This window comes from Paenibacillus sp. 598K (genome assembly GCF_003851045.1).
Taxonomy (GTDB): Bacteria; Bacillota; Bacilli; order Paenibacillales; family Paenibacillaceae; genus Paenibacillus_D.
Map to the genome: position 1 here is coordinate 48,572 of NZ_BFBX01000036.1, position 22,450 is coordinate 71,021.

Genomic DNA, 22,450 nt, shown 5'->3' on the forward strand with positions numbered 1-22,450 from the left:
GTCGCCTGTTGACGAGCGCTCGCCGAGTAGCGTCCAGCCGCCCGCTGACGAGCGCCCGCTGAACGCCGTCCAGCCGGCTGTTGACGAGCTCCCTTTGACCGCCAAGCCGGCGCAGGTGCCGGGCTTTATCGAGTCGGCGTTCCCGCCGCTCGTCTATCAGATGATCCGGTCGCATATGGACTCGGGCAACGTCCGCGATCCCGCGCGGCTGGCGATCGTGCTGGCGAGCGCGCTTGGCGATACCGGGACATCCGACCGCGCCAGCCGCAATCTGCTGGCGGGCCAGGTCCATAATCCGCTGCTGTTCTATCAGTCCGTCCCGAACTCGATCCTGGGCTATGCGGCCAGGCAGTACGGCCTGACGGGTCTGATGACGACACTCGCGCATGCGGGTGACGGTCTGTCTGCGCTGCTGGAGATGGCGATGCTCTACAGCGAGCTGCCGGATGTCGAGCAGGTGCTGGTCATCGGCGTGGAGCTGCGATCTGACCGCGCGGACGAGCTGCTGGCCGAGCTGACGGAAGGGGACGCGATGCGAGCATGCGATCATGCCGTGGCGCTGCTGCTGGAACGCTCGTCCGGGGATGGCGCAGCGGTGTATATAGAGGAGGTGGGGGGACAATCGGCTGCCGACAGCAGCGATCGACCGGCTCGCCCGTTAGCGGGCAATCAGGGGTTGGCCGACCTGGCGATCGCAGCGAGCAGGATCAGCCGAGGGGAGATGGCAGCTCCGGCTGCCGTCTACGACGATCTATTCGGAGGGGGAGGCTATGCTGTTACACTCAATCGATAAGCAAGCGTTCGGGCAGATGCTGCTCTCTCGCGCCGCGTTGCCGGAGGCGCTGGCGGTGAAGGGGGAGATGGCCTTTACTTATGCAGAGCTGGAGATAGAGATCGAGCGGCAGCGGCAGCTGCTGATGGAGCAAGGCGTAGCGGCTGGCGAGCTGGTCGCCCTGCAGCTCAAGGGCTCGCTGACCTTCATCGCGTTGCTCTACGCGATATGGCGTCTGGGGGCTCAGGCGATGCTGCTGGACAGCCGGCTCAAGCAGGCGGAGAGCGAGGCGATGCTGCGACAAGTGCCGCCGCATTATTATGTGCGAGCTGTAGGTCGGCACAACCCGCTGGCGGCCTTCGAGGACCGGATCGAGGTCGAGCTGGTCCGGCTGCCGCGCCCGGAGCGCGCTCCTGACCCGGATCATGCGCTCATCCTGTTCACCTCCGGCTCTACCGGGACGCCCAAGGCGATCGGCCGCAGACGCGAGGCGATCCTGCTGGATCTGTACAAGCTGACCGCCGAGCCGCTGCTCTCTCCTGCCGACCGGGTGCTGACGCTTGCGCCGCTGACGCATACGTACGGCCTGTTGAATGGGCTGCTGCAGACGCTGTACGTCGGAGCCGTGCTATATTTCCCGAGGAATAATCAGAGCGCGCAGCTGCTGGAGACGTTGCGCGAGGAGCGGATCACCGTCATGTTCGGCGTGCCCTTCCATTATCAGCTGCTGGCTCAGTCGCCTGCAGCCGCCCCGCTGGAGCATCTGCGACGGGCGATCTCCGCAGGCGAGGCGCTGTCACCGGAGACGCATGAGGCGTTTTACAGCCGTTACCGCGTCTCGATCGGCCAGCAGTACGGCACGAGCGAGACGGGCGTGCTGACGATGGACTGGGAGGGCCGCCGCCCCGAGACGGTAGGCCGGCCATTGCCGGGCGTCAGTCTGCGCGATGTGCGAGGCGAGCTGCAGGCAGCGCTGCCGGAGTCGCCGTATCTGTCCCCGGCCGGGGGCGAGCGCTGGCAGGCGGGCTGGTTCGTGATGGGCGACAGCGGCTATGTGGACAGCGACGGCTATGTGCATGTGGAGGGCCGGTCGGACAGTATCGTCAGCATCGGCGGGCTCAAGGTCAATCTGCAGGAGGTGGAGGCCAAGCTCAGACAGCACCCGAAGGTTCGCGAGGCGCTCGTCTGCCTGTCTGAGGATGGCGCGCGCATCGAGGCGCATATCGAGCGGGAGCCGGAGCTGCAGGAGTCCGAGCTGCTAGCCTGGTGCCGGGAGCAGATGGCGGACTACAAGCTGCCCCGCCGCTATTGCTGGAGCAGTCGCCTGCCGCGGACCTCGACCGGCAAGCTGCTGCGCATCCATCCGCATCAGCTCGAGCGGGAGGAAGAGCGTCTGCAGCGACGGCTGCTCCGCGAGCCGGAGACGCTGACCGCGCTGTGGGACCTCGGCGCGTTGTACGAGCGGCAAGGCCGACTGCTGGAGGCGCTGGATCTGTATGCGAGGGCGCGTCGCCTCGCGGGCTCGACCTCGGAGGGGCAGGTGCTCTCTCATGAGTGCGAGCGGTTGCGCACGGCGATCGGCGGCATGCAGACGACGAAGCGGGACTATGCAGCAGCGCTGAGCAAGGTCGTCAGCATCTACTGCTATGGTCGGAGCGGCACCCATCTGCTCAAGAGTTTGCTGGACAGCCACTCGCAAGTAATCGTGTCGATGCTGAGCGGACCTGTGTTGTTCAAGCTATGGCAGTCCGAGGTCGATGCGGCGGACGGTCGACCCGATCCGCAGACGCTGGCCGAGGCGATCTTCGCGGCTTTTCCCGGAGAGTTCAACGAAGGACGCATCCTGGAGGAGCCTCGCATGAGCGGTATGTGTACGCTTGGCGAGAGCCGGGATCAGCTGTTCACGATCGATCGCGTCCGTTTCCGGCAGGAGCTGGCAGAGATTGTGACGGGGGCCGAGAAGCTCGAGCTCAAGCTGTTCTATCAGGCGGTGCACCTGGCGGCATTCCTGGCGCTGGGCGGCAGCTGCGATCCGCAGGCGGGCGAGCTGCCGGTCATCGTCGAGGGCGGTATCCATTTTGCGACCCATATCGCGGATACCGAGCGGCTGCTGACGTTGTTTCCTTACGCCCGTCTGCTCCATATGGTGCGCGATCCGGTCATTGCCTTCGGCTCGGCGCTGCATTATCAGCTCCGATCGGGTCAGGCGACGCTATACAATCTGTCTTATCAGCTGCAATCGCTGTTCCAGTCCGTGCCGGCGAGAGCCGAATGGGCAGAGCAGACCTGCGTCCTCCGGCTGGAGGATGTGCATGCGCAGCCGCGAGCGACGCTGGAGCTGCTATGCGGTATGCTGGGCATCCGCTGGGAGGACAGTCTGCTGCGCAGCACGTTCGGCGGGCTAACCTGGTGGAACTCGTTAACCTCCGAGCAGCTGACCGGCTTCACCGATCGCACTGTCTCCAAAACGTACGAAGACCTGCTGTCGCCAGGCGACAAGGACAAGCTGAAGCGGATGCTGCGCGTCAAATACCGGGCATGGGGGTATGAGCGCTCGGCTCCTCAGGCCGTCGATAGCGGCGTAGCGGTGGATAGCGATGAAAGCGGTCGTACGAAGGACGGCAATGCTGGGGATGGCGAGGCAATGGAGGGCGATGCGGCAGAGAGCGACGCGGCATTGTACGAGCAGCTGAAGGAGCCGTTCCGTTTCGAAGCGGCGTATGAGGCGCTTGCCAGTCAGCCGGAAGCGGTGCGCGTCGTCATCTACCGGCTATGCATGAAGCTGCTGGCGGCCGAGCGGCAAGCAGACGAGCAAGGACGTCTGGAGTACAAGGCGCGGCTCCTATCCGGCGCGATCCGATCGGCGAGCGGAGGGCGTGAGCCATGACGGTATTCGGTACGAAGGCAGGGACGCTCGAGCGTCTGAGAGAGCAGGTGACGCAGGCGAGGGTGCTGCCGCTGCTGCAATTCTCGGTGGAGGAATGGCGTGCAAGCCAGGCCGCTGTACTGGCGCGACTGCGGCTGCAGTCCTGGTCCGGGCAGCCGCTTATCGTGCGCAGCAGCGCCGCCGGAGAGGACGGAGCGGCGGCCTCGCACGCCGGGCGTTACGAGTCGGTGCTCGATGTGCACGGCGAGGGCGAGACGATCGTTGCGGTCAATCAGGTGATCGCGTCCTATCCGCCGGAGGCGGGAGCGCCGCATGATGTGTTCATCCAGCCGATGCTGGCGGACATCGCAGTCAGCGGCGTCGCCTTCAGCGCCAATCCCAACAACGGCGGACACTATATCATTATTAACTATGACGATAGCAGCGGCGCGTCCGACACGGTCACGGCCGGCACGGTCGGCGGGCTCAAAACCTACTATTACTTCAAGGGCTCGCCCGAGCCGCCTGCTGCGCCATGGGACCGCGTCGTCGCGCTGATCCGCGAGCTCGAGAGCCTGCTGATGACCGCGAGCCTCGATCTTGAGTTCGCTCTGGATGCGGGCGGCTGTCTGTATCTGTTCCAGGCGCGTCCGCTCGCCGTCGTCTGCGAGCCCGCAGATCTGCAGGAGCAGATCGAGCTGCTGCAGCGCATCGCAGACAAGGTGGCGCAGGGCCAGCAGCGACAGCCGTATCTGTATGGCAGCAAGACCGTTTACGGCGTCATGCCAGACTGGAATCCGGCCGAGATCATCGGCATCCGGCCGCGCCCGCTTGCCTTGTCGCTGTACAAGGAGCTGGTGACCGACAGCATCTGGGCGTATCAGCGCAGCCGCTACGGCTACCAGAACGTCCGCAGCTTCCCGCTGCTGATCGACCTTGGCGGCATGCCGTACATCGATGTGCGGGTCAGCTTCAATTCATTCCTGCCGAGGGAGCTGGAGCCGCCGCTTAGCGAAAAACTCCTCGACTACTACATGCAGCGACTGATCAACAACCCGAAGCATCACGACAAGGTCGAGTTCGAGATTATTTTCTCCTGCTTCACCTTTGACCTGGATCGCCAGTTGTCCGGACTGCTGGAGCATGGCTTTACCTCTGCGGAGCTGCATCGGCTGGCGCAGTGCCTGAAGGCGCTGACCAATCAGATCGTCTGTCCCGACAACGGTCTGCTGGGCAGCGACCTGGAGCGGATCGAGGAGCTGGAGGCGAGGCGGGCGACGATGATGGACAGCTCGCTGGACAAGGTGTCCAAGATCTACTGGCTGCTGGAGGATTGCAAGCGATACGGCACGCTGCCGTTCGCCGGGCTTGCGCGCGGAGGGTTCATCGCGGTGCAGCTGCTGCGTTCGCTCGTGGCGATCGGCATCCTCTCGGATACGGACTACGAGCACTACATGAGCAGTCTGGAGACGGTCAGCGGTCGCATCAGCCAGGATTACGGCCAGCTGGAGGAGACGGAGTTCCTGGCGAAATACGGGCATCTGCGGCCGGGCACCTATGAGCTGTGCTCGCCGCGCTACGATGAAGCGCCGGAGCAATATTTCGCCTTTGAGCCGTCGCGAGCCGGCAAGGAGACAGCGGACAAGCCGCCCTTTTTCCTGTCGCTGGCGCAATACCGGCGCATCCAGGCTTTGCTGCAGGAGCATGGCTTGCTGGGAGGCGACGTGCTGCGTCTGTTCGACTTCCTGAAGACGGCGATCGAGGGCCGGGAATACTCCAAGTTCGTCTTCACCAAAAGCTTGAGCGAGGCGCTCCGGCTGTTCGGGGAGGTGGCGGCGGAGTATGGCTTGTCCAAGGAAGAGGCCTCTTATGCCAATATCCTCGTCATCAAGCGAGCCTACGAGTCGGACGGCGACCTGCGCAGTCTGCTGCGCAGCAGCATCGAGCAGGGCAGGCGTCGGCACCGGGCAACGCTGCAGCTGGAGCTGCCGCCGCTCATCACCGAGCCGGCCGACGTATGGCGATTCAGCTACCCCGAGTGCGAGCCGAACTACATCACGCTCCGGGAGGCGACGGGCCCCGTCGTCTTCCCGGAGGATGCGCGCGAGCGGCTCGAGGGGAGCATCCTGCTGCTGCCGAGCGCCGATCCGGGCTATGACTGGATCTTCTCGACCGGCATCGCCGGGTTCGTGACGATGTACGGAGGGGCCAACTCGCATATGGCGATCCGTGCAGGCGAGCTGTCGATCCCGGCGGTGGTCGGCGCCGGAGAGGTATTGTACCGCCGCTGCAGTCAGGCCGAGCTGTTGACGATCGATTGCGCCAGCAAGCAGCTGCGGGTGATCCGATGAGACGGATCGGCGTCACGCTGCGCGTCGACGTGTGGGGCGCGCGCGGCGAGCGTCGCGATGCGATCGACCAGCGCTGGGTCGAGCTGCTGACCGCTTGCGGCTGTCTGCCAGTCCTGCTGCCCAATCATATGCGGGCGGTGCAAAGCCTGGTCGAGCAGCTGCCGCTCCACGGCTTCGTGCTGACCGGGGGCGGCGATCTGGCTACGTACGGCGGCGCCTCGCCGGAGCGCGACGAGGTCGAGCGCTGGCTGCTCGATTATGCCAGCGCGCACGTCGTGCCCCTGCTCGGGGTGTGCCGCGGCATGCAGGCGATCCAGCATCGCTGGGGCGTGCCGCTCGCGCCAGTGGAAGGGCATGTCGCGACGCGCCACCTCGTGTGCGAGCCTGACAGCACTGCAGCCCGCTCCAGCTATGGCAACGGCGGACAGTTACGCAGTAATGTAGCAGCATCCCCCGCCAGCGCCGTCCCGCGCAACAGCTACCATTGCTATGGCGCCCGCGCTACCGTAGCCGAGCTGGCCGTGACGGCCGTCGCAGAGGACGGCGTCATCGAGGCTGTGGCGCATCGCCGGCTGCCGATCCGGGGCATCATGTGGCACCCGGAGCGGGAGCAGCCATTTGCAGCATCTGATCTGAGGATGATCCAACTTTTATTTAGAGGAGAGAATGCGCATGAACATGACTCACGGTGATTTTACATTGCTCGCCAAGCAATACATCCATCGTCCCGGCTACTCCGAGACGGCGCTCCGCGTACTGATGGCCCATACCGGGGCCGAGCGGCCTTCCTTCACCGCAGCCGATGTCGGCGCCGGCACTGGCAAGCTGACCGAGCTGCTGGCCGAGCTGGGCCTGCGAGGCGTCGCGGTCGAGCCCAATGACGCGATGCGTGAGGAGGGGGTGCGGCTGGAGGCTGGCGGCCGACAGTTCGAGTGGCGCCAAGGCTCCGCCGAGGAGACCGGACTGGCCGAGGACTCGGTCGATTGGGTGTTTATGGCCTCGTCCTTCCATTGGACGGACCAGCCGCGCGCCCTCGCCGAGTTCCATCGGCTCTTGAGGGAGGGGGGACACTTCACGGCACTGTGGAACCCGCGCCATATCGAGGGCAACGCCTTGCATGAGGAGATCGAGGCGCTGATCCGTCATTATGTGCCGGAGCTGAAGCGAGTCTCGTCCGGCTCGCACAGCCATATGAACGGGCTGGAGGAGGCGCTGCAGGCGACCGGACATTTCGGCCGACTGTTGTTCGTCGAGGCGCCTCACCATGTCGATATGTCCAAGGAACGGTATCTGAACGCCTGGCGTTCCGTCAACGATATCCAGGTGCAGGCCGGGCCGGAGCTGTTCGAGCGGATCGTCGGCGAGATCGATCGGCTGCTCGGCGACCTCCAGACGATCCGCGTGCCATACAAGACGCGGGCCTGGACCGTCCAGGCGTTGTAGAGGGCGGCAGATGAGAGCGATACTGCTGGCGGCGGGCCGGGGCAGCCGGCTGGGCGAGCTGACGGAGGAGGAGCCCAAATGCCGGACGATGCTGCTCGGCAAGCGGCTGATCGACCGCCAGCTGGAGGCGCTGCGCGCGGCGGGCATCCGCGAGATCGCGATCGTGCGCGGCTACAGGGCGGAGCGCATCCAGGTCGAGGATGTCACTTATTATACGAATGCACAATGGTCGGATACCAATATGGTCGCTAGTCTGTGCTGCGCAGCCTCGTGGCTGGAGCAGGGTCCGTGTCTCGTCAGCTATACGGATATCGTGTACAGTCAGTCCGCGATCGAGCTGCTGCTGCGCGGCGCGCCAGATGCCGACATCGCGATCCCGTACAGCACGCAGTGGCGCGCCTTGTGGGAGGCGCGCTTCGACGACCCGCTCACCGACGCCGAGACGTTCCGGTTGACGGCCAACGGCGACGTGGCGGAGATCGGCGGCGTGCCGGCGACGCTGGAGGAGGTGGAGGGGCAGTTTATGGGGCTGCTCCGTCTGACGCCTGCGGGCTGGCGGACGATCCGCAAGTTTCTGGACGGCTGCAGTGCGAGCGAGCAGGCGCGCATGGATGTGACGAGCTTGCTGGCCGGATTGCTGGGCCAGGGCGAGGCCATCGCTGCGCTCCCCTACGAGGGCCTCTGGCTGGAGGTGGATCGGGCGTCCGATCTGCATCTCTACGAGCAACGCTACCGGAGGGTGCTCTGATCCAGGTTCGGAGGACCGATTCCCTATAAGCGCATGTACTTCAGGAAGGAGACGCCTGATATGATCAAGCTTGACTTTGAGCCATACAATACGAATCGGATCGACTGTTACTGGAATAACGTGGTCGGTTTGCTGACGAGCAGACATGAGGAGTTCGAAGCGCTGGTTCCGCTCGTCGCGTCCCAGTATGCGATCGGTGTGCCGAGGCGCGACGCCATAACGGAAGAGGCGTACCGGGAGCTGCAATACAACGGCTGGCTGCTCCCCTATGTAACCCGCGAACTGCCGGACGAGCTTTGCGATCGCTATGTGGAGCGCACAGAGCTGACGCTTGGCCTGGAGACGGATATCGTCGATCTGGTGAAGCGCCATACGCGCAGCGGACACTATTGCGTCTTGCGATTAAACCGCTATCATTTCCCGTATTGTCCGGAATCGATGCATCGTCATATGGTCCATCCCGTACTCGTCTACGGCTACGACGATGCGCGGTCTGTCGTCTTCACAGCCGAGGATTGCGTGCCGCCGGGCAAGATCATCCCGTATGAGCTGAGCTACGAACGGCTGCAAAATGCCTATGACAGCGTCGCCGAGGAAGATCGGTACGGCCTCTCGCTGCGCGTGCTCCAGGAGCGGATGTCGCCCGTCGCGCCCGTCGGCGTAATCCGCGCCAATATCCGCAAGCAGCTATATGGAACGCCTGTGGAGACAGAGCGGGAGACGCTGCTGCGAGGGCTCGACGCAGTGACGCATTATCGCGAGCAGTTCGCCGAGATCGCGCTGGCGATGAGCGGGCAGGATCTCAGCGTTAATCTGCGGCTCTCTTACCCGCTCTACTATCAGCAGCGCAACTTGATGCTAATCGACTACCTGGATAGCAACGGGATTATCGGAGGCGGGCTGACCGGAGAGCTGCGAGACGGATTTACGGAGCTGTACCGGGCATGGGGGCTGATCCGTACCAAGCTGATCCAGTATTATGTGAAGCCGGACCGTCCGGCGGCGGCAGATTATGCGGCGGAGATGGAGCCGTACCTGGAGCGCTGTCTGACGGAGCGCGAGCTGCTGCATCGTCTGCTGGAGAGCCTGGAGCGGGCCGATATGGAGGCCAGTTGAGCAGGCAGGGCCGCGTGTACTGGATCACCGGACTGGCAGGCGCAGGCAAGACCACGATCAGCAAGCGCCTCTATGCGCAGCTGAAGGAGCGGCGCGACGGCGTCGTCCTGCTCGATGGCGATAGTCTGCGCGAGGCGTTCGGTCATGATCTCGGCTACTCGACAGCCGACCGTTATGCCAGTGCGATGCGTTATGCCAGGCTGTGCCGGATGCTGGCGGAGCAGGGGCTCGATGTCGTCTGTGCGACGATCTCGATGTTCCATGCGTGCCGCGACTGGAATCGAGCCCATATCGAGCGCTATAGCGAGGTCTATGTGAGGGCGTCGGCAGAGACGCTGGCGGCGCGCGATCAGAAGGGGCTGTATTCGGGCGCGGCAGCCAGCGTCGTCGAGTCGCAGCAGGTGGTCGGAAGGGGCCAACCCTTCGAGGAGCCGCTGCAGCCGGATCTCGTCGTCGACAACGACGGACAGCGCGGGCTCGACGCGATCGTCGAGGACATCCTGCGGTTGGGGGCATCGATCGAGCCATTGCAATCACAGGGGCGAAGGGGGGAGGGGGCTTGATGAAGATCCGGTTGCACGCCTTCTTGTCGCAGCAGTCGGTCATGCTGAGCAGGAAGTCGGTGCGTCCGCAGCAGATCATCCAGCAGCACCAGCTGATCCTGCTGCAGGCGCTGCATCCGCTCAGCCTGATGCAGGGCCAAAGCGTCACCGATCTGGACAGCGGCGAGGTCGTGCTCGCCGTCGGTCCGCTCGATCTGGCGCCGCACGCGACGCTGGCTCTCCGCTTCCGGGCGATGATCTGCGAGGTGCAGGACGCAGAGTCTGCCGAGCAGGGCTGGGTCGCGCCGATCACCGAGGCCGCGGCCCGCTGCAGGGCGGAGCGGCTGCTCGCCGGGCCGATCCATTCCGAGCAGGAGCTGGCGGCGGCCGAGCGAGGCCTGCTGCGCTTCCTCGCCTCCTGCCCGCTCGATCCTCGCCGGGAGGTGGCGCGGAGGCCGCGAGAGGCGATGGAGCAGCGCGTCGCTTCGGTCTACCATTATATGCTCACCCATTGCGACAAGCCGCTGACGCTGCATGATTTGTCCCATCTGGCCGGCTGTCATCCCGTCTACCTGAGCACGATGTACTCGCGCGTGTACCGGGTGTCGCCGATGCAGCATCTGCAGCAGATCCGCATGGGCAAGGCGAGGGTCCTTGTACGCAGTACGACGATGAAGATCAAGGATATTGCGCTCTCTCTGGGCCACGTCTCCAGCTCCCAGTTCGGCTCGATCTACAAGCGCTACTACGGCGTCTCCCCGAACCGGGACCGCGTCGCGGCGAGGATGAAGCTGGACCGCCGCGACAAGGAAGAGCGAGGTTAATGAAGGCGTCCTCCTTTTGGAGGGCGTTTTTGCTCGGATAGGCGCAGCCGTCAGCCAAACATCTATAGTTTAGAAAGTACAAGCTATAGTCTCTCATCTTGTCCCTTTGCCAAGATGACCTATATACTAGATGAAAAGGAAAATTGTACAAACCTAACTTGCGAAAGGGAGCTGGTGCAATGACGATGTTGCGGGGTTGCCGAAGGCTGCTTTCGTATATCCCCATGCTGTCTATTGTGGTCATCGCGCTTATTTTTTTCGCAGTGGTGGCGCTTGCCGGCGCATCGGCGGACGATCAACAGGAGAGTCAACGGACGATACTGGAGCGGATCATCTACCAGGCGGATGCGAGTCTGCTGCTTGCCGAGCGCAATACGATCAGCGAGCTGTTGACGAACAAGGCGCTGCAGCAATTTTACTCCAATCGGGCCATGACGGTCGCTGAAGAAGCCCAGACCCGGCGGTCGTTGCGGGAGCTGGAGGCGTCGCTTCCCGTCCATAGCTCGATCTATCTCTACGATCACGGCGCTCAAAGGGTCATATCCGCTGCGGGCATCCGCAGCTTGTACCAGTTCCCTGACCAGGCGTATATCCTCGACCACTATAGGGGAGAGATTACCGCGCAATGGACGGGACCTCGCTTCCTGCGGGAAGGAGATGAAGAAGGTCGGACGCGACAGGTCGTCTCGCTCATGCGAGTGTTCGCGGACGCTCCCTCCAAGCGAGGCGCGATCATCATTAATGTAGACACAGATGCACTGGAGCGAAAGGTGAACACGTTTATTGAAAGCGCTGCCGGGTCTGTCGAGCTCCTGTATGGCGCGTCGGATGGGGGGATGACATCTGAAGGTAAAGAGGCCGTGACGTCGACGCTGGTCCGCTCCGAGTACACCGGCTGGATGTACCGCTGGAAAAACGAGTACCTGTCGGGCTATGTGCCGATCTCGCCGGAGCATCGCAGATGGGCAGGGGTAGCGTTGCTGCCGACGACTGTAGCGCTGGTCTTCCTCACGATGGCTGTTCGCAGACGTCCTGGCCCAGGACAACCGGAAGCTGCCGAGTCGGGGTTCGGATGGGAGACGGCGGGCAGATGTGAGGCGGAGGAGAGGATCGCAGCGGAAGCTATCCTCGCCGTTCGCGACCACCCCGGGCAACTGGCAGAGCAGGCTTGCGGACTGCCGATCAGCGGAGCGAGAGGCCAGCCCGACGGGCGAGCAGGCGCAGGCAACGTCATGACGATCGCTCCGGACGAGATGTGCCAGGAGGCGCTAGATCCTAAGTCTAGCGTACAGCCAGCTGCGCCGACCGGCGGCGTACAAGAGGCCGTACCTGATGATGAGTGGCGAAGCTTGCAGAGCCAGCGACTCGATTACGACCTGCTGACAGGGCATGTCATGTTGACCGAGGCACAGTATATATCGCGGCTGTCGGAGCTGCAGCTGCCTCATCGTTATGATCGGATAGGCGTGTTCCTGGCGGAGATTGACGGGCAGGCTGCCTTTGCAGCGCAGTATCCGGCGAGAGATCGTCAGTTGTTCCGTTACGCGATGGAGCAGTCGTTGCAGGAGGCTGCCGGAGCACACGGGCTGTCAACGCGGCTCGTATGGATGACGTCGCACCGGCTCGCATGCGTCCTGCATCTGCGCAGCCCTGAGCAAGAGCCGCCGAGGTTGGTGGCAGCCTTGGCCGACGAGTGGCAAGGGTGGGTGCAGCAGTACCTGAGGATGAGCGTATCGATCGGCATAGGGACAGACGCTAAGAGCGTAGAGACGATCGCCGCATCGTACCGCAGCGCGCAGGACAATCTGTCGCTCAAGCCGGTGTTCGGAGCTGGAGCGAGGATCGACGATACATGCAGCTCATGCAAGCGCAGCCTGGACAGCTATGCCGATCTGCAAGCGCTGGAGCAAGTGGCTCGTTCCTTGCGGATGATGGAGGCGGACTGGCAGGGCAAGCTGGTTCTATGGTTCAAGGCGCTAAGAGAGGGGAGAGTGACGAAGCAAGATTTGACGATGCTGATACATAGCGCGATGGTGCAGATGGAGAAGGAAGTGACCGTCTTGCCCGCAAACATTCAACATCAATGGAAGGAGGCATTTATACCTCGTTTTGCCGAGATGAAGGAGCATGTCGAGACGCTTGATGAGCTGGAGGTCGAGCTAATAAAGGAATGGTCAGCCTTCGCGCAGGTGCTGGAGGAGGAGCGCGAAGCACGGCGGCCATACCATCTGGCGATGCAGGCCAAAGCCTATGTCGACCGGCATTTTACAGAGCCGTCCTTGTCGCTTGCTGCCGTCAGCTCGGCGCTTCAGGTGCGGCCCAGCGCGCTCAGCCAGATCTTTAAGGAGGAGCTTGGCGTCAAGTTTGTCGATTACGTCATCCAGTCCCGGCTGGAGCATGCCAAGCGGATGCTGGCCGAGACCGACGAGCCGATCCAGTCGATCGCCGAGCAGAGCGGCTATCCCAACCATATCTCGTTCTATCGCGCCTTCAAAAAAGTGCTGAACATTCCGCCCGGAGAGTATCGGAACGTCTATCGTATGCAATAGCGGTTGAGCGTATGACAGCTAGTAGGAAAAGGTCTCCTTCGCTTTAGAGCAGAGGGAGGCCTTTTCGTAGCTCCAAGATGCATAATTTCCCTTTTCCTTACGCATCCTACTCATAATCTACATAGGTAGCTTGACGAGATATGGGGTGGGGGAGGGACAAGCATGAGCAACAGAGAGAGCACGGTGGACAGTAAGGACAACGACGTTATTACAGGGCGACCGGACATCGACGAAGCAAGGCTTCAGACCGTTTTTTCAGGCTGCTCGGATATTATCTTCCACAGCTTTCAGACCGAAAGCGGTCTTTTTGCGGTCTGTATTTTTTGTGTCGGGTTATGCGACGCCGAGCGGATCGAGAGACAAGTGCTGATGCCGCTAGCCGAGGCTGACGCCGGATCGCCGGCGGTATCCTCCAGCCAGCTTGTATTTACGATCGAGGAGGCCACACAAGCCATTCTGGACGGCCTTGCGTTGTTGCTTGTGGAAGGCCAGCCGAGCGGCTCGGTGTTCGCCCTCTCCAAGAACATAGGCCGGACGACAGAAGAGCCAGCAGCCGAATCTACGGTTCGAGGCGCTCGGGATGGCTTTACGGAATCGCTGGAGAGCAATATGGCGCTGCTGCGGATGAGACTAAAAATACCGGCTTTCAAATCCAAGTCTCTGACGATAGGCAAATATACCAACACCAAGGTGACCTTGGCTTATGTGGAGGGGGTTATTGCCCCGGAGCTTGTCGAAGAAGCCGAGCGGCGACTTGGCCGCCTGGAGCTTGACTCCGTGCTGGAGAGCCATACGATCGAGGAAGGCATTGTTGACGAACGCTTTTCCCCTTTTCCGCAAATGCTCGCTACGGAACGCCCGGACGTGGTCGTCTCCAATTTGCTGGAAGGCCGTTTTGTCATTTTGGTGGATGGGACGCCCTTCAGCCTCGTTGCGCCTATCACCCTGTCCTCGATGCTTCAATCGCCCGAGGATTATTATCAGAACATCTACATCAGCGTCGCGATTCGATGGATGCGCTACGTGTTTTATATCTTGTCGCTCTTGCTGCCTTCGGCCTATGTAGCGATTACTACCTTTCATCAGGAGATGGTTCCGACCGTCTTGCTGCTGAGCATCGCCAGAGCTCGCGAGGAGATCCCATTCCCCGCGCTCATCGAGGCGCTCATTATGGAGGTCTCGTTTGAAGCGCTGAGAGAAGCGGGCGTGCGCTTGCCCAAGCAGATCGGCTCCGCCGTCAGTATCGTAGGCGCGCTTATCATCGGACAAGCCGCCACATCGGCAGGCATCGTATCGGCGCCGATGATTATTGTCGTGGCGATGACCGGCATTGCATCTTTTATGATTCCGCGCTATTCGGCTAGTATTTCCACCCGTCTGCTCCGCTTTCCGATTATGCTGCTTGCGGGCACGCTTGGACTGATCGGCATTATGCTAGGCATCATACTGCTTGTCATTCACTTGAGCAGTATTCGCTCATTTGGCACGCCGTATCTGTATCCTATTGCGCCTACTTCCGGCAGGAGGCTGCATGATGTTTGGTCGCGTACCCTGCCATGGAGCAAGTCACGTTAAGATACAAAGGAGTTTTCGCTTATGCTTCCGGATCAAGGGAAAATATCGGCCTCCCAGCTTGCGATTATGATGCTTCCGGCTATTTTGGCCACTGCTATTTTGTCCATCCCCAGTCTTACGATGCATTATGCGGGTCACGATATGTGGCTGTCGCCTGTTTGGGGCTCCCTTGTAGGGCTGGCGACGATTGGCGTCTCGCTGGGCTTGAGTTCTCTTTATCCAGGACAGACGATTATCCAATCGAGCTTGCATATCCTTGGCTGGCTGCCAGGCAAGCTGTTTGGCTTTATTTTTTTGATTTATTTGCCTCATCTCCTGGGGATGATTATTCGGGCGTACGGCGAGTTTATTTCCAGCAATGCTTTGCCCGAGACGCCGCTTTTTGTCATTATGGGGACGATGACTGCGGTTTGCGCGCTCAATGTCAGACTCGGCATTGAAGTGGTGGGCAGAACCTCGCAAGTTTTTGTCGTCCTGCTGGCCTTTCTGTTGTGCTTGATTTTTTTCCTGCTGATCGGCGAACTGAATCCGGAGGAGCTGTTGCCCTTCATGGAGGATGGCTTGCTGCCTTCCCTCAAGGGGGCCATTGCCCCGGCGGCCTGGTTTAGCGAATATTTGGTGTTGGCGTTCCTACTTCCCTTTGTTCATTCAAACAAAAATATCAAGCCGATTATGCTGACTTCGCTTGCAATTACAACCGTAGCCATGGTAACGACCAATCTGTTTTGTCTCTTCCTGCTGGGCGATCTTACGAGCAGCTTTGGCTATCCGATGATGATCGCGGCACGGTACATTACGATCGCAGATTTTTTGCAGCATATCGAGTCGATTATTATTGCGATTTGGATGTTTGGCATTTTCGTGAAAATATCTGTCTTCCTGTATATTTTCGCCATTACAGCAGCGCAGTGGCTTGGCCTGAGCAGCTACAAGCCGCTCGTGTTCCCGCTATCCTATCTATGCATGGCTTACACCTATTGGATCGTCTCCGATCGACCCGGAGCCTCCGGTCTTCTTGGTCCTTCAGCGCATGCATACACCATGCTTATTTTGCTGGTGCTGCCCACCGCCCTTTATATCGTAGCGCTTTTGCGCAAAAAAGGCGCCGGAAATAACGACAACCAAGCTGATCCCAAAAGGAGCTGAAGGATATGAAGCGAAGGACAATCCGATGCAGCGCTGCTTGTTTTCTTCCTCTTTTGTGCAGCCTGCTGTTGTCTGGCTGTTGGGATCGAACGGAAATCAACGATTTGGCGATTGTTTTGGCTACCGGCATTGACTATGCCGACCAGCAAGTGCAGCTCACCGCGCAAATCTTTATTCCTCGTCAAAGCGGGAGCATTAGCAGTACCGGAAGCTCGGAAAGCAGCCCAAGTGGGGTGACGATGACACGCACAGCGGAGGGCAGCACGATAGCGGAAGCCTTGAATCGTCTGCAAAGGAAGGTGTCGCGCGAGATGTTCTGGGGACACTGCGAGGTCGTGGTCATTAGCGAGCAGGCGGGCAAGCAGGGACTTCGCGAATATATTGATTTCCTGCTCCGCTATCCCCAATTCCGGGAGCATGCCTATGTGTTCACCAGCGGCGGCGACGCCAAGGAAGTGCTGGCGCTCATGGACCCGCTGGAGAGAAGCTCGGCCGAATCGCTGCGCGAGATGGCCAATCTCGGGCTGGGTGCCCGCGTGACGATGCTGGAGCTGGCCCAAGCGGTTGCGAGCCCTAGCAGCGCCGTTGTTTTGTCTCGTATGCTGATCTCCCCTTCGGATCCCGAGCAAAAGAAACGCATCACGACGCCTTACGCCAAAGGCATCAGTCTGTTTAAGGACGGCTACTATGTTAAGACCGCTCTGGAGCCGGTAAGCGTGGGGGTATTGCTGCTTTGCAATGAATTAAACAACTTAATTATGCCTGTAGAGCTGGAGCAGGTGAAAGGCTCCTTCTCCATCCGCATGAATGAGGTCAAAACCAGTCTGACGCCACATATTACAAACGGGGAATGGAGCATGGGCATCCACTTCAAAGCCGAGGGTGAGGTGGTATTGAATACAACTGATCTTGATCTGCTCGATCCCATCCTGCGAAGCAAAGTGGAGGGGGCTTGGCTGAATCGTTTCAAGGAGCTGACCGAAGACGCTCTTCAGCTTGCCCGGCAGGAGCTGTCAGCCGACATTTATCAATTCGCCGACAAGTTCCGCCGTCACTATCCTGGACTATGGAAGCAGCGCCAAGGGGAGTGGTTAACTATTTATCGCAATATGAGAGTAGAAATTACAGGGAATGTCGTCATTACCGATAGCGGCCAATCGATTGAACCTCAAGGCATCCCGCGCCAAGCGACCAAGTAGTCGAGTGGACGGACGCGATCTTACTGCCTCGTCGGAGGCATAAAGGACGCTCCCGCCCAGTCAGTATGGCATGCAGGAAGGAGTGCTGACATGAAGTTTCTATCCACCCTCGGTATCGTTGTCCTGGCGGTTGCCATTATCCTGGGCGAGTGGCGAGGCAGCAAAAGCAAAAAGATGCGGGCGGCGATGGCCGGCATTACGCTGGCTGCCACTCTCCTGGCGCTGCTGCTCCTCATCTATCCCGGCTTGCCCGGGCCTACCCGGATGATGAAGCTTCTTTTTGGAAGACTGGATAAGATCATGGAGTGAGGGTGTTTTTAAGTCATAGTGTATAGACGGAATTCATTTTGCGAGCTACAATTTATTTGTAGGAAAAACATGTCAACGAAACAGGGCTCCAATGGGAATCTTGCATGGAGGTAATGATATGGGCAATGAATCAGATAACCTGTTGCGCAATCTACATTCTTTAGCCGGACCGTTCCCGCAATGGGATATGGAGAAGTTGCCAGCCCGTCCAGGGCTGCTTTTTTTGGATTGGTTAAGATGCGCCATGGATAACGATGTCAAAGAGCCCCATGCGATGGCGTTATCGACGGTGGACGCGGAAGGGTATCCTGATGCGCGAGTTTTAATACTAAAACAAATCGTTGGCGACAGCTTCTACTTTGCATCCAGTTCAGCGAGTCGAAAAGGACAGCAACTGCAGGGGAACCCGCATGTGGCATTAACCTTCTATTGGCCTGTATTGGGAAGGCAGATTCGCGTGAGAGGGATCGTCCAGGATCAAGGGGACGAAGCGGGAGCGGATGATTTCAGACAACGCTCTATGGGGGCTAGAGCCGTTGCGATGACAGAACGCCAGAGTCAGGTACTGGATAGTGAAGAGAGTGTGGACAGCTCCGTTGCAGCTCAGAAAAACCGGATTGCTCGCAATCCAGAAGTGATTACGCCTCAGTGGAGATTATATGCGGTGGACCCGCAAGAAGTAGAGTTTTGGCAAGGAGACCCCGAGCGAAAACATAAACGAATTCGATATGTTAAGCAAGGCAGTCAATGGAAGATAGTCAGACTGTGGCCTTAATTGCAAGAAGGGGGCTATGTCAATATCAACTGCAAACCAAATCAATGCCATCGTCTTATCCGCATCAAATGATGCCTCGTTAATCAATCGCGTTAATCGTTTGCTTTCGAATCTAGGGATGAGTGAGCAGTTGTCTCTTCATCACGATCTATCCGACGCTGCCTTGGATTTCATCTATCAGAATATAGATGATATTACTTTAGATGACGGTCCATTAGAGCACATCGTGTGGTCGTTCTTTTGGAGAAAGGTGAAACAGAAGTCGCTGTCGGAAGAGCTTTTCAGCAGATTAGTAGACGCATACGAACGAACAAAATATGTCGCGCTGGAGAGCCTAGTAATTGGATTAATAAAAGAAGACCTATTAACAGAAGCGCAATTGAATGAGGTATTGGCCCGTATTCCTACGAAAACGGTATTAAAGGAAAGCTTTGCTTCCAGATGCCGCAGAAACTTGCAGCATGGGCAAAGCTTGTCCCAGGAAGACATGATAACTCTGTTAGACAACAGATCCTATTCAACCGTCCGGTTCGCCATAACGACTCGAAGCATCAGCCGGGAAGCCTTGCTTATTCTGGAGCAGCCCTATACTGGGGAGAAGGATAAGAAAATAAGACTCGAATTGACGCGTTTAGTTAATGAAATGAGGGATGGAGTCAATTGATGTCTATATTCACGGCCGCTTTCCTTACGGTTTATGGTGTTTGTCAAGATAAATGTTGCAAATTCCTCGAAAAAAAACTGCCCCCTTGGCCATGTAAATGGCTTTCCGATCACGGACTACTACGGAGGCTCCGCCATTCTGCTTAAGTCATCTGACATCGCGCTCTAGCTGTGCGCTCTGCGAAATTCCCAATCGCTCAGCTTACATGTCCAACCGAGTTTCGCGAAGCCAGTTCGTGGCTGTAACTAGAATCAATTAGCAACCTGCCTGTTAAGTGGTGTAGGTAGGGTGACACCACACTCCATTCATCCCAGTTTACAGCTTGGTTGGTGAGCGGCCTCGCGGTGGACTTTTTGCTACGGTCGCGATGGTGCTGATGATGATGCTTATGCATGGTGCGATAGAGCTCGACTCCGAAGCGATGAAGCTCCCTTTGTTAGCTAAAGCCGGTACAATCTGGTTTTGGCGGAAGGCTCCGGTTATGAGGCTGCTGAAGAACCTCCAGTACCTACTGCTTTTCCGCCTCGCTTAGCTTGTTGGCAGGCGTTGGAAGTGTGGCGAGCCGTGCTGCCTTGCTTGCGCGCAGCGTTCGCTGGGACAGCCCCAACTCCTGGCACGCCAAGGTTTCTCTTGCACCGTCAATGACGGCGGCATGAATCAGGGTGATGATTTGCTTGCGATCTGAGGCAGGAATCACTAGTCCTTGGGACCCCCCAAAAAAAAAATCGCCCGGCCCCTTTTTTTCGTAGTACCAACAAGGCTGCGGCTCCAGCGAGCGCGGCTTCTTTGCGTTTCAGTTCTCGTCTAAAGTTTTTCTCTTGCTCTTTGATGCGAAGTTCTTCCTGCAGCTTGCCTGTCTGGGCGGGAACGACGCCATTAGCCTGCAACCAAGCATCCCGTCAGGTCTCCACCTGCTTGACGCATAACACTTTTGTTCGGCAGTACACTCGAACTCGATTTCACTTAAACTTTCGATGATGATCGTGAACTTCTCGTGTGTATTTCATCGCTCAGTGGACACATCAGCCGTGCTCGGTTGCACTCGGCCCATCACAATTAACTAACATCATCTCGGAGACCCCGCTCTCCATGGCTAACCGACTCACCGATTAATTATTCGGGGGCAACATCCGCTCTAAAATATTTTGCTTTTATTTCTCATTTGTTTGGTTCATGGTCCTCACCTGGTCCTCGTTATCCCCACTGGGGCACGACAACTATTCTGACAGAGGGGGGGATTTGGTTGCAGTAAATTAAACTCCTTAATCATGATAACTTTCTTTACGTATTATGTTGTTCTTTACGCTCTTCACCATAATATTGTCCTCTTTTCCCATTCGGAACACCTCTTTTTCTATTAGTTGTCTTTGTTATCTAGCTGTCCTGCGAGGTGCATGCTTTTTGTTCTGGATAAATTATATCGATATTCGACAAAATTCGATTTTATTAGACGTTATAAGACAAAAAAATCCCCTATTATTTTTCGTGATTTTGACCGATAATTAATTAGAAAGATTTAATGGAAAGGTTGTGTTACTTCTATGTGATTTGTTTTGTGAAATTTGTGGATGTTATTTATAAATAATATGGAGGTAATTGAAAAATGAAGAAATTTGCCGTTTTTTTCTTTTTGATATCATGTTTTTTTTCTTATACCATCTATACCGTCATTAATACTGATGAGGTAGATTCCTTGCAGAATTCTAAAATTAAAGAAAACGCCCCTCAAACCAGTCTAAGCTTATTATCAGCTAATCCAAATAATGTACAGACCGTAACAAGTACACTTTTGGAGGGATTTAACACAAATATGACGATTCATTCATTGCCAAATTTGAATACAAGCCAAATTAAAGAAATTAGTTTTAAGGCGGAGTATTGGGAACGTCCAGGGAGGAACTGGGAACCCGTACATTCTACTTTTCAAGTTTATTTAGCCCTCAGTGATGTTGAGGATAATGATTGCAGCTATGGAGATGGATGCAATATTAGTATGCCTCCTAGTCTTGCTGAAGGAATTCTAATAGGTAATACGTCATTCGTACCAATCACTGCTGACGGTAGCTCATTAACTTTATCAGGTCAACAACTTTTAACTCTTGTTGGAGAAAGGGATTTCTTTGGAGGGATTTTTTATACGACAGATAACAATTATTATGAAACGCAATTATTTACAGTAATTGAAGTTGAGTATTACGAGCAACCTCCGGTAGAAGAGCCTCCAATAGAAGAGCCTCCATATGAAGAACCAGTTGATGTTGGTATTAGTGCAGGTGGAAGTCATGTTTCGCTTTTATTTAATGGAAAAATTCAGTCATGGGGAAGAAATGATTCTAAACAATTAGGAAATGGAACCACGGTAAACAATCATCTGGGTACTTATGTGATTAATGGCAGTAATCAATTAAGCGGTATCGTGAGCATAAGTTCTAAGGCTAATCGTACATTAGCGGTAGATAATAATGGCTATGTTTGGGAGTGGGGAGAAGGGAATAATCCAGATCGAATTAAAGGCCCTGGCGGAGTAGGTTACTTGTCAGGAGTAAAGCAGGTGAGTGCTGGAAGGGAATTTGCCTTAGCACTTAAAAATGATGGTACGGTTTGGGCATGGGGAGGTAACTATGGAGGGCAATTAGGGAATGGAACCCAAACAACGAGTTCATTCCCGGTACAAGTCAAAGGGCCAAATGGTTCAGGTGTTTTAACCAATGTTATTTCTGTAAGTGCAGGTGCTAGTCACTCACTTGCTGTTCGATCCGACAACACAGTTTGGGGATGGGGAAATAATTATTATGGTCAGGTTGGTCAATATAGAGAAATTGAAGATCCTTGGATGATTGAGCCTAACTACATATTGTACCCAAGTTTAATTACGCAAGGCGTAGTATCTGTTAGTGCGGGAGATGAATTTTCAGTTGCGCTTAAAACGGATAAAACAGTACTTACATGGGGTTATGGAGGGAATGGTCAATTAGGGGATAGTAGTAATGTTCAAATTCCTAGAGAAGGTTATGATTACTGGACTCCTGATCCAGTCCAAGTTAGGATAGATGATATTCCCACGAAGATCCTTGGAAACGTAAAAGAAGTCAGCGCCGGATCAAACTATGCATTAGCGCTAATTGAGGATGGTACTGTTGTCAGTTGGGGAAAACCGCCATGGCTTGCTAATACGTTCACTACAATGAATACAGCTAGCCTTGTAGCAGGGCCACTTGGCACTCAAACATTACAGGGAATTGTTTCTGTAAGTGCTGGTGACACCTTTGCAGTAGCAATGTTAGATGATGGTGGGGTCTTTGGTTGGGGAACCAATCAGTACGGACAACTAGGCAAGTCATCTTCTAACGGTATTTCCGAGACGGTCCTATCCCTGAATAGCTTTAGAACACCTAATAAGCCAAGATATGTCTATGATGATAATAATCGTCTGAAAGGGATCTATTTCTTGCAGGGTGGGCAAAAGTACCTTCGCACCTACGGATATGATCAAAATGGCAATTCAACTCAAGTTTTAAATAGCCTCTATCAGTAAGAATTAAGGGAAAGCTCTCGTACTACTCATATAAGG

General features: G+C 57.2%; 17 protein-coding genes. All 17 read left to right on the forward strand.

Annotated elements, in window-relative coordinates; all coding sequences use genetic code 11:
• Positions 1-793: beta-ketoacyl synthase chain length factor (locus tag PA598K_RS12885; RefSeq protein WP_128657358.1), on the forward strand; the 793-nt coding region annotated here is incomplete at its 5' end.
• A complete protein-coding gene (locus PA598K_RS12890) occupies positions 771-3,659 on the forward strand; it encodes an AMP-binding protein (protein WP_128657359.1) in 2,889 nt (962 codons plus the stop codon). The genes PA598K_RS12885 and PA598K_RS12890, both read left to right, overlap by 23 nt.
• Positions 3,656-5,989, forward strand: a complete 2,334-nt coding sequence (locus PA598K_RS12895) for a PEP/pyruvate-binding domain-containing protein (protein ID WP_128657360.1) — start codon at positions 3,656-3,658, stop codon at positions 5,987-5,989. Before PA598K_RS12890 ends, PA598K_RS12895 begins: the two co-directional genes overlap by 4 nt.
• Positions 5,986-6,681: a gamma-glutamyl-gamma-aminobutyrate hydrolase family protein gene (locus PA598K_RS12900; RefSeq protein ID WP_128657361.1), complete on the forward strand. Its 696-nt coding sequence runs from the start codon at positions 5,986-5,988 to the stop codon at positions 6,679-6,681. Before PA598K_RS12895 ends, PA598K_RS12900 begins: the two co-directional genes overlap by 4 nt.
• Complete coding sequence (locus PA598K_RS12905; RefSeq protein WP_221414128.1) at positions 6,662-7,432, forward strand: class I SAM-dependent methyltransferase; 771 nt, start codon at positions 6,662-6,664, stop codon at positions 7,430-7,432. Before PA598K_RS12900 ends, PA598K_RS12905 begins: the two co-directional genes overlap by 20 nt.
• A 10-nt stretch (positions 7,433-7,442) precedes the next feature.
• Complete coding sequence (locus tag PA598K_RS12910; protein WP_128657362.1) at positions 7,443-8,180, forward strand: phosphocholine cytidylyltransferase family protein; 738 nt, start codon at positions 7,443-7,445, stop codon at positions 8,178-8,180.
• Between the two features lie 60 nt (positions 8,181-8,240).
• The gene (locus PA598K_RS37295; RefSeq protein ID WP_221414129.1) at positions 8,241-9,296 is read left to right on the forward strand and encodes a BtrH N-terminal domain-containing protein; all 1,056 of its coding nucleotides are present in this window, start codon (positions 8,241-8,243) and stop codon (positions 9,294-9,296) included.
• Positions 9,293-9,859: an adenylyl-sulfate kinase gene (locus PA598K_RS12915; RefSeq protein ID WP_221414130.1), complete on the forward strand. Its 567-nt coding sequence runs from the start codon at positions 9,293-9,295 to the stop codon at positions 9,857-9,859. The genes PA598K_RS37295 and PA598K_RS12915 overlap by 4 nt, the downstream gene beginning before the upstream one ends.
• Positions 9,859-10,662, forward strand: coding sequence for a helix-turn-helix transcriptional regulator (locus PA598K_RS12920; protein ID WP_128657364.1), 804 nt, complete (start codon positions 9,859-9,861; stop codon positions 10,660-10,662). Before PA598K_RS12915 ends, PA598K_RS12920 begins: the two co-directional genes overlap by 1 nt.
• Before the next feature lie 179 nt (positions 10,663-10,841).
• Positions 10,842-13,211: a helix-turn-helix domain-containing protein gene (locus PA598K_RS12925; protein WP_128657365.1), complete on the forward strand. Its 2,370-nt coding sequence runs from the start codon at positions 10,842-10,844 to the stop codon at positions 13,209-13,211.
• Positions 13,212-13,373: 162 nt separating this feature from the next.
• Complete coding sequence (locus PA598K_RS12930) at positions 13,374-14,786, forward strand: spore germination protein (protein ID WP_128657366.1); 1,413 nt, start codon at positions 13,374-13,376, stop codon at positions 14,784-14,786.
• A gap of 21 nt (positions 14,787-14,807) precedes the next feature.
• Positions 14,808-15,932, forward strand: a complete 1,125-nt coding sequence (locus tag PA598K_RS12935) for a GerAB/ArcD/ProY family transporter (RefSeq protein WP_128657367.1) — start codon at positions 14,808-14,810, stop codon at positions 15,930-15,932.
• Between the two features lie 5 nt (positions 15,933-15,937).
• Positions 15,938-17,131: a Ger(x)C family spore germination protein gene (locus PA598K_RS12940; protein ID WP_128657368.1), complete on the forward strand. Its 1,194-nt coding sequence runs from the start codon at positions 15,938-15,940 to the stop codon at positions 17,129-17,131.
• Between the two features lie 90 nt (positions 17,132-17,221).
• A complete protein-coding gene (locus tag PA598K_RS12945) occupies positions 17,222-17,440 on the forward strand; it encodes a hypothetical protein (protein ID WP_128657369.1) in 219 nt (72 codons plus the stop codon).
• 118 nt (positions 17,441-17,558) lie between these two features.
• Positions 17,559-18,215, forward strand: coding sequence for a pyridoxine/pyridoxamine 5'-phosphate oxidase (locus tag PA598K_RS12950; RefSeq protein ID WP_128657370.1), 657 nt, complete (start codon positions 17,559-17,561; stop codon positions 18,213-18,215).
• A 16-nt stretch (positions 18,216-18,231) separates the two neighbouring features.
• Positions 18,232-18,879: a hypothetical protein gene (locus tag PA598K_RS12955; protein WP_128657371.1), complete on the forward strand. Its 648-nt coding sequence runs from the start codon at positions 18,232-18,234 to the stop codon at positions 18,877-18,879.
• A 1,603-nt stretch (positions 18,880-20,482) separates the two neighbouring features.
• Positions 20,483-22,414 carry an RCC1 domain-containing protein gene (locus tag PA598K_RS12965; RefSeq protein ID WP_128657373.1) on the forward strand — a complete coding sequence of 644 codons (1,932 nt, stop codon included), beginning with the start codon at positions 20,483-20,485 and terminating at the stop codon, positions 22,412-22,414.
• Positions 22,415-22,450 lie beyond the last annotated feature (36 nt).

Coding starts and splice junctions, on each gene's coding strand:
- PA598K_RS12890 (WP_128657359.1), top strand. CDS start 771: ATGCTGTTACACTCAATCGATAAGCAAGCGTTCGGGCAGATGCTGCTC.
- PA598K_RS12895 (WP_128657360.1), top strand. CDS start 3,656: ATGACGGTATTCGGTACGAAGGCAGGGACGCTCGAGCGTCTGAGAGAG.
- PA598K_RS12900 (WP_128657361.1), top strand. CDS start 5,986: ATGAGACGGATCGGCGTCACGCTGCGCGTCGACGTGTGGGGCGCGCGC.
- PA598K_RS12905 (WP_221414128.1), top strand. CDS start 6,662: ATGAACATGACTCACGGTGATTTTACATTGCTCGCCAAGCAATACATC.
- PA598K_RS12910 (WP_128657362.1), top strand. CDS start 7,443: ATGAGAGCGATACTGCTGGCGGCGGGCCGGGGCAGCCGGCTGGGCGAG.
- PA598K_RS37295 (WP_221414129.1), top strand. CDS start 8,241: ATGATCAAGCTTGACTTTGAGCCATACAATACGAATCGGATCGACTGT.
- PA598K_RS12920 (WP_128657364.1), top strand. CDS start 9,859: ATGAAGATCCGGTTGCACGCCTTCTTGTCGCAGCAGTCGGTCATGCTG.
- PA598K_RS12925 (WP_128657365.1), top strand. CDS start 10,842: ATGACGATGTTGCGGGGTTGCCGAAGGCTGCTTTCGTATATCCCCATG.
- PA598K_RS12930 (WP_128657366.1), top strand. CDS start 13,374: ATGAGCAACAGAGAGAGCACGGTGGACAGTAAGGACAACGACGTTATT.
- PA598K_RS12935 (WP_128657367.1), top strand. CDS start 14,808: ATGCTTCCGGATCAAGGGAAAATATCGGCCTCCCAGCTTGCGATTATG.
- PA598K_RS12940 (WP_128657368.1), top strand. CDS start 15,938: ATGAAGCGAAGGACAATCCGATGCAGCGCTGCTTGTTTTCTTCCTCTT.
- PA598K_RS12945 (WP_128657369.1), top strand. CDS start 17,222: ATGAAGTTTCTATCCACCCTCGGTATCGTTGTCCTGGCGGTTGCCATT.
- PA598K_RS12950 (WP_128657370.1), top strand. CDS start 17,559: ATGGGCAATGAATCAGATAACCTGTTGCGCAATCTACATTCTTTAGCC.
- PA598K_RS12955 (WP_128657371.1), top strand. CDS start 18,232: ATGTCAATATCAACTGCAAACCAAATCAATGCCATCGTCTTATCCGCA.
- PA598K_RS12965 (WP_128657373.1), top strand. CDS start 20,483: ATGAAGAAATTTGCCGTTTTTTTCTTTTTGATATCATGTTTTTTTTCT.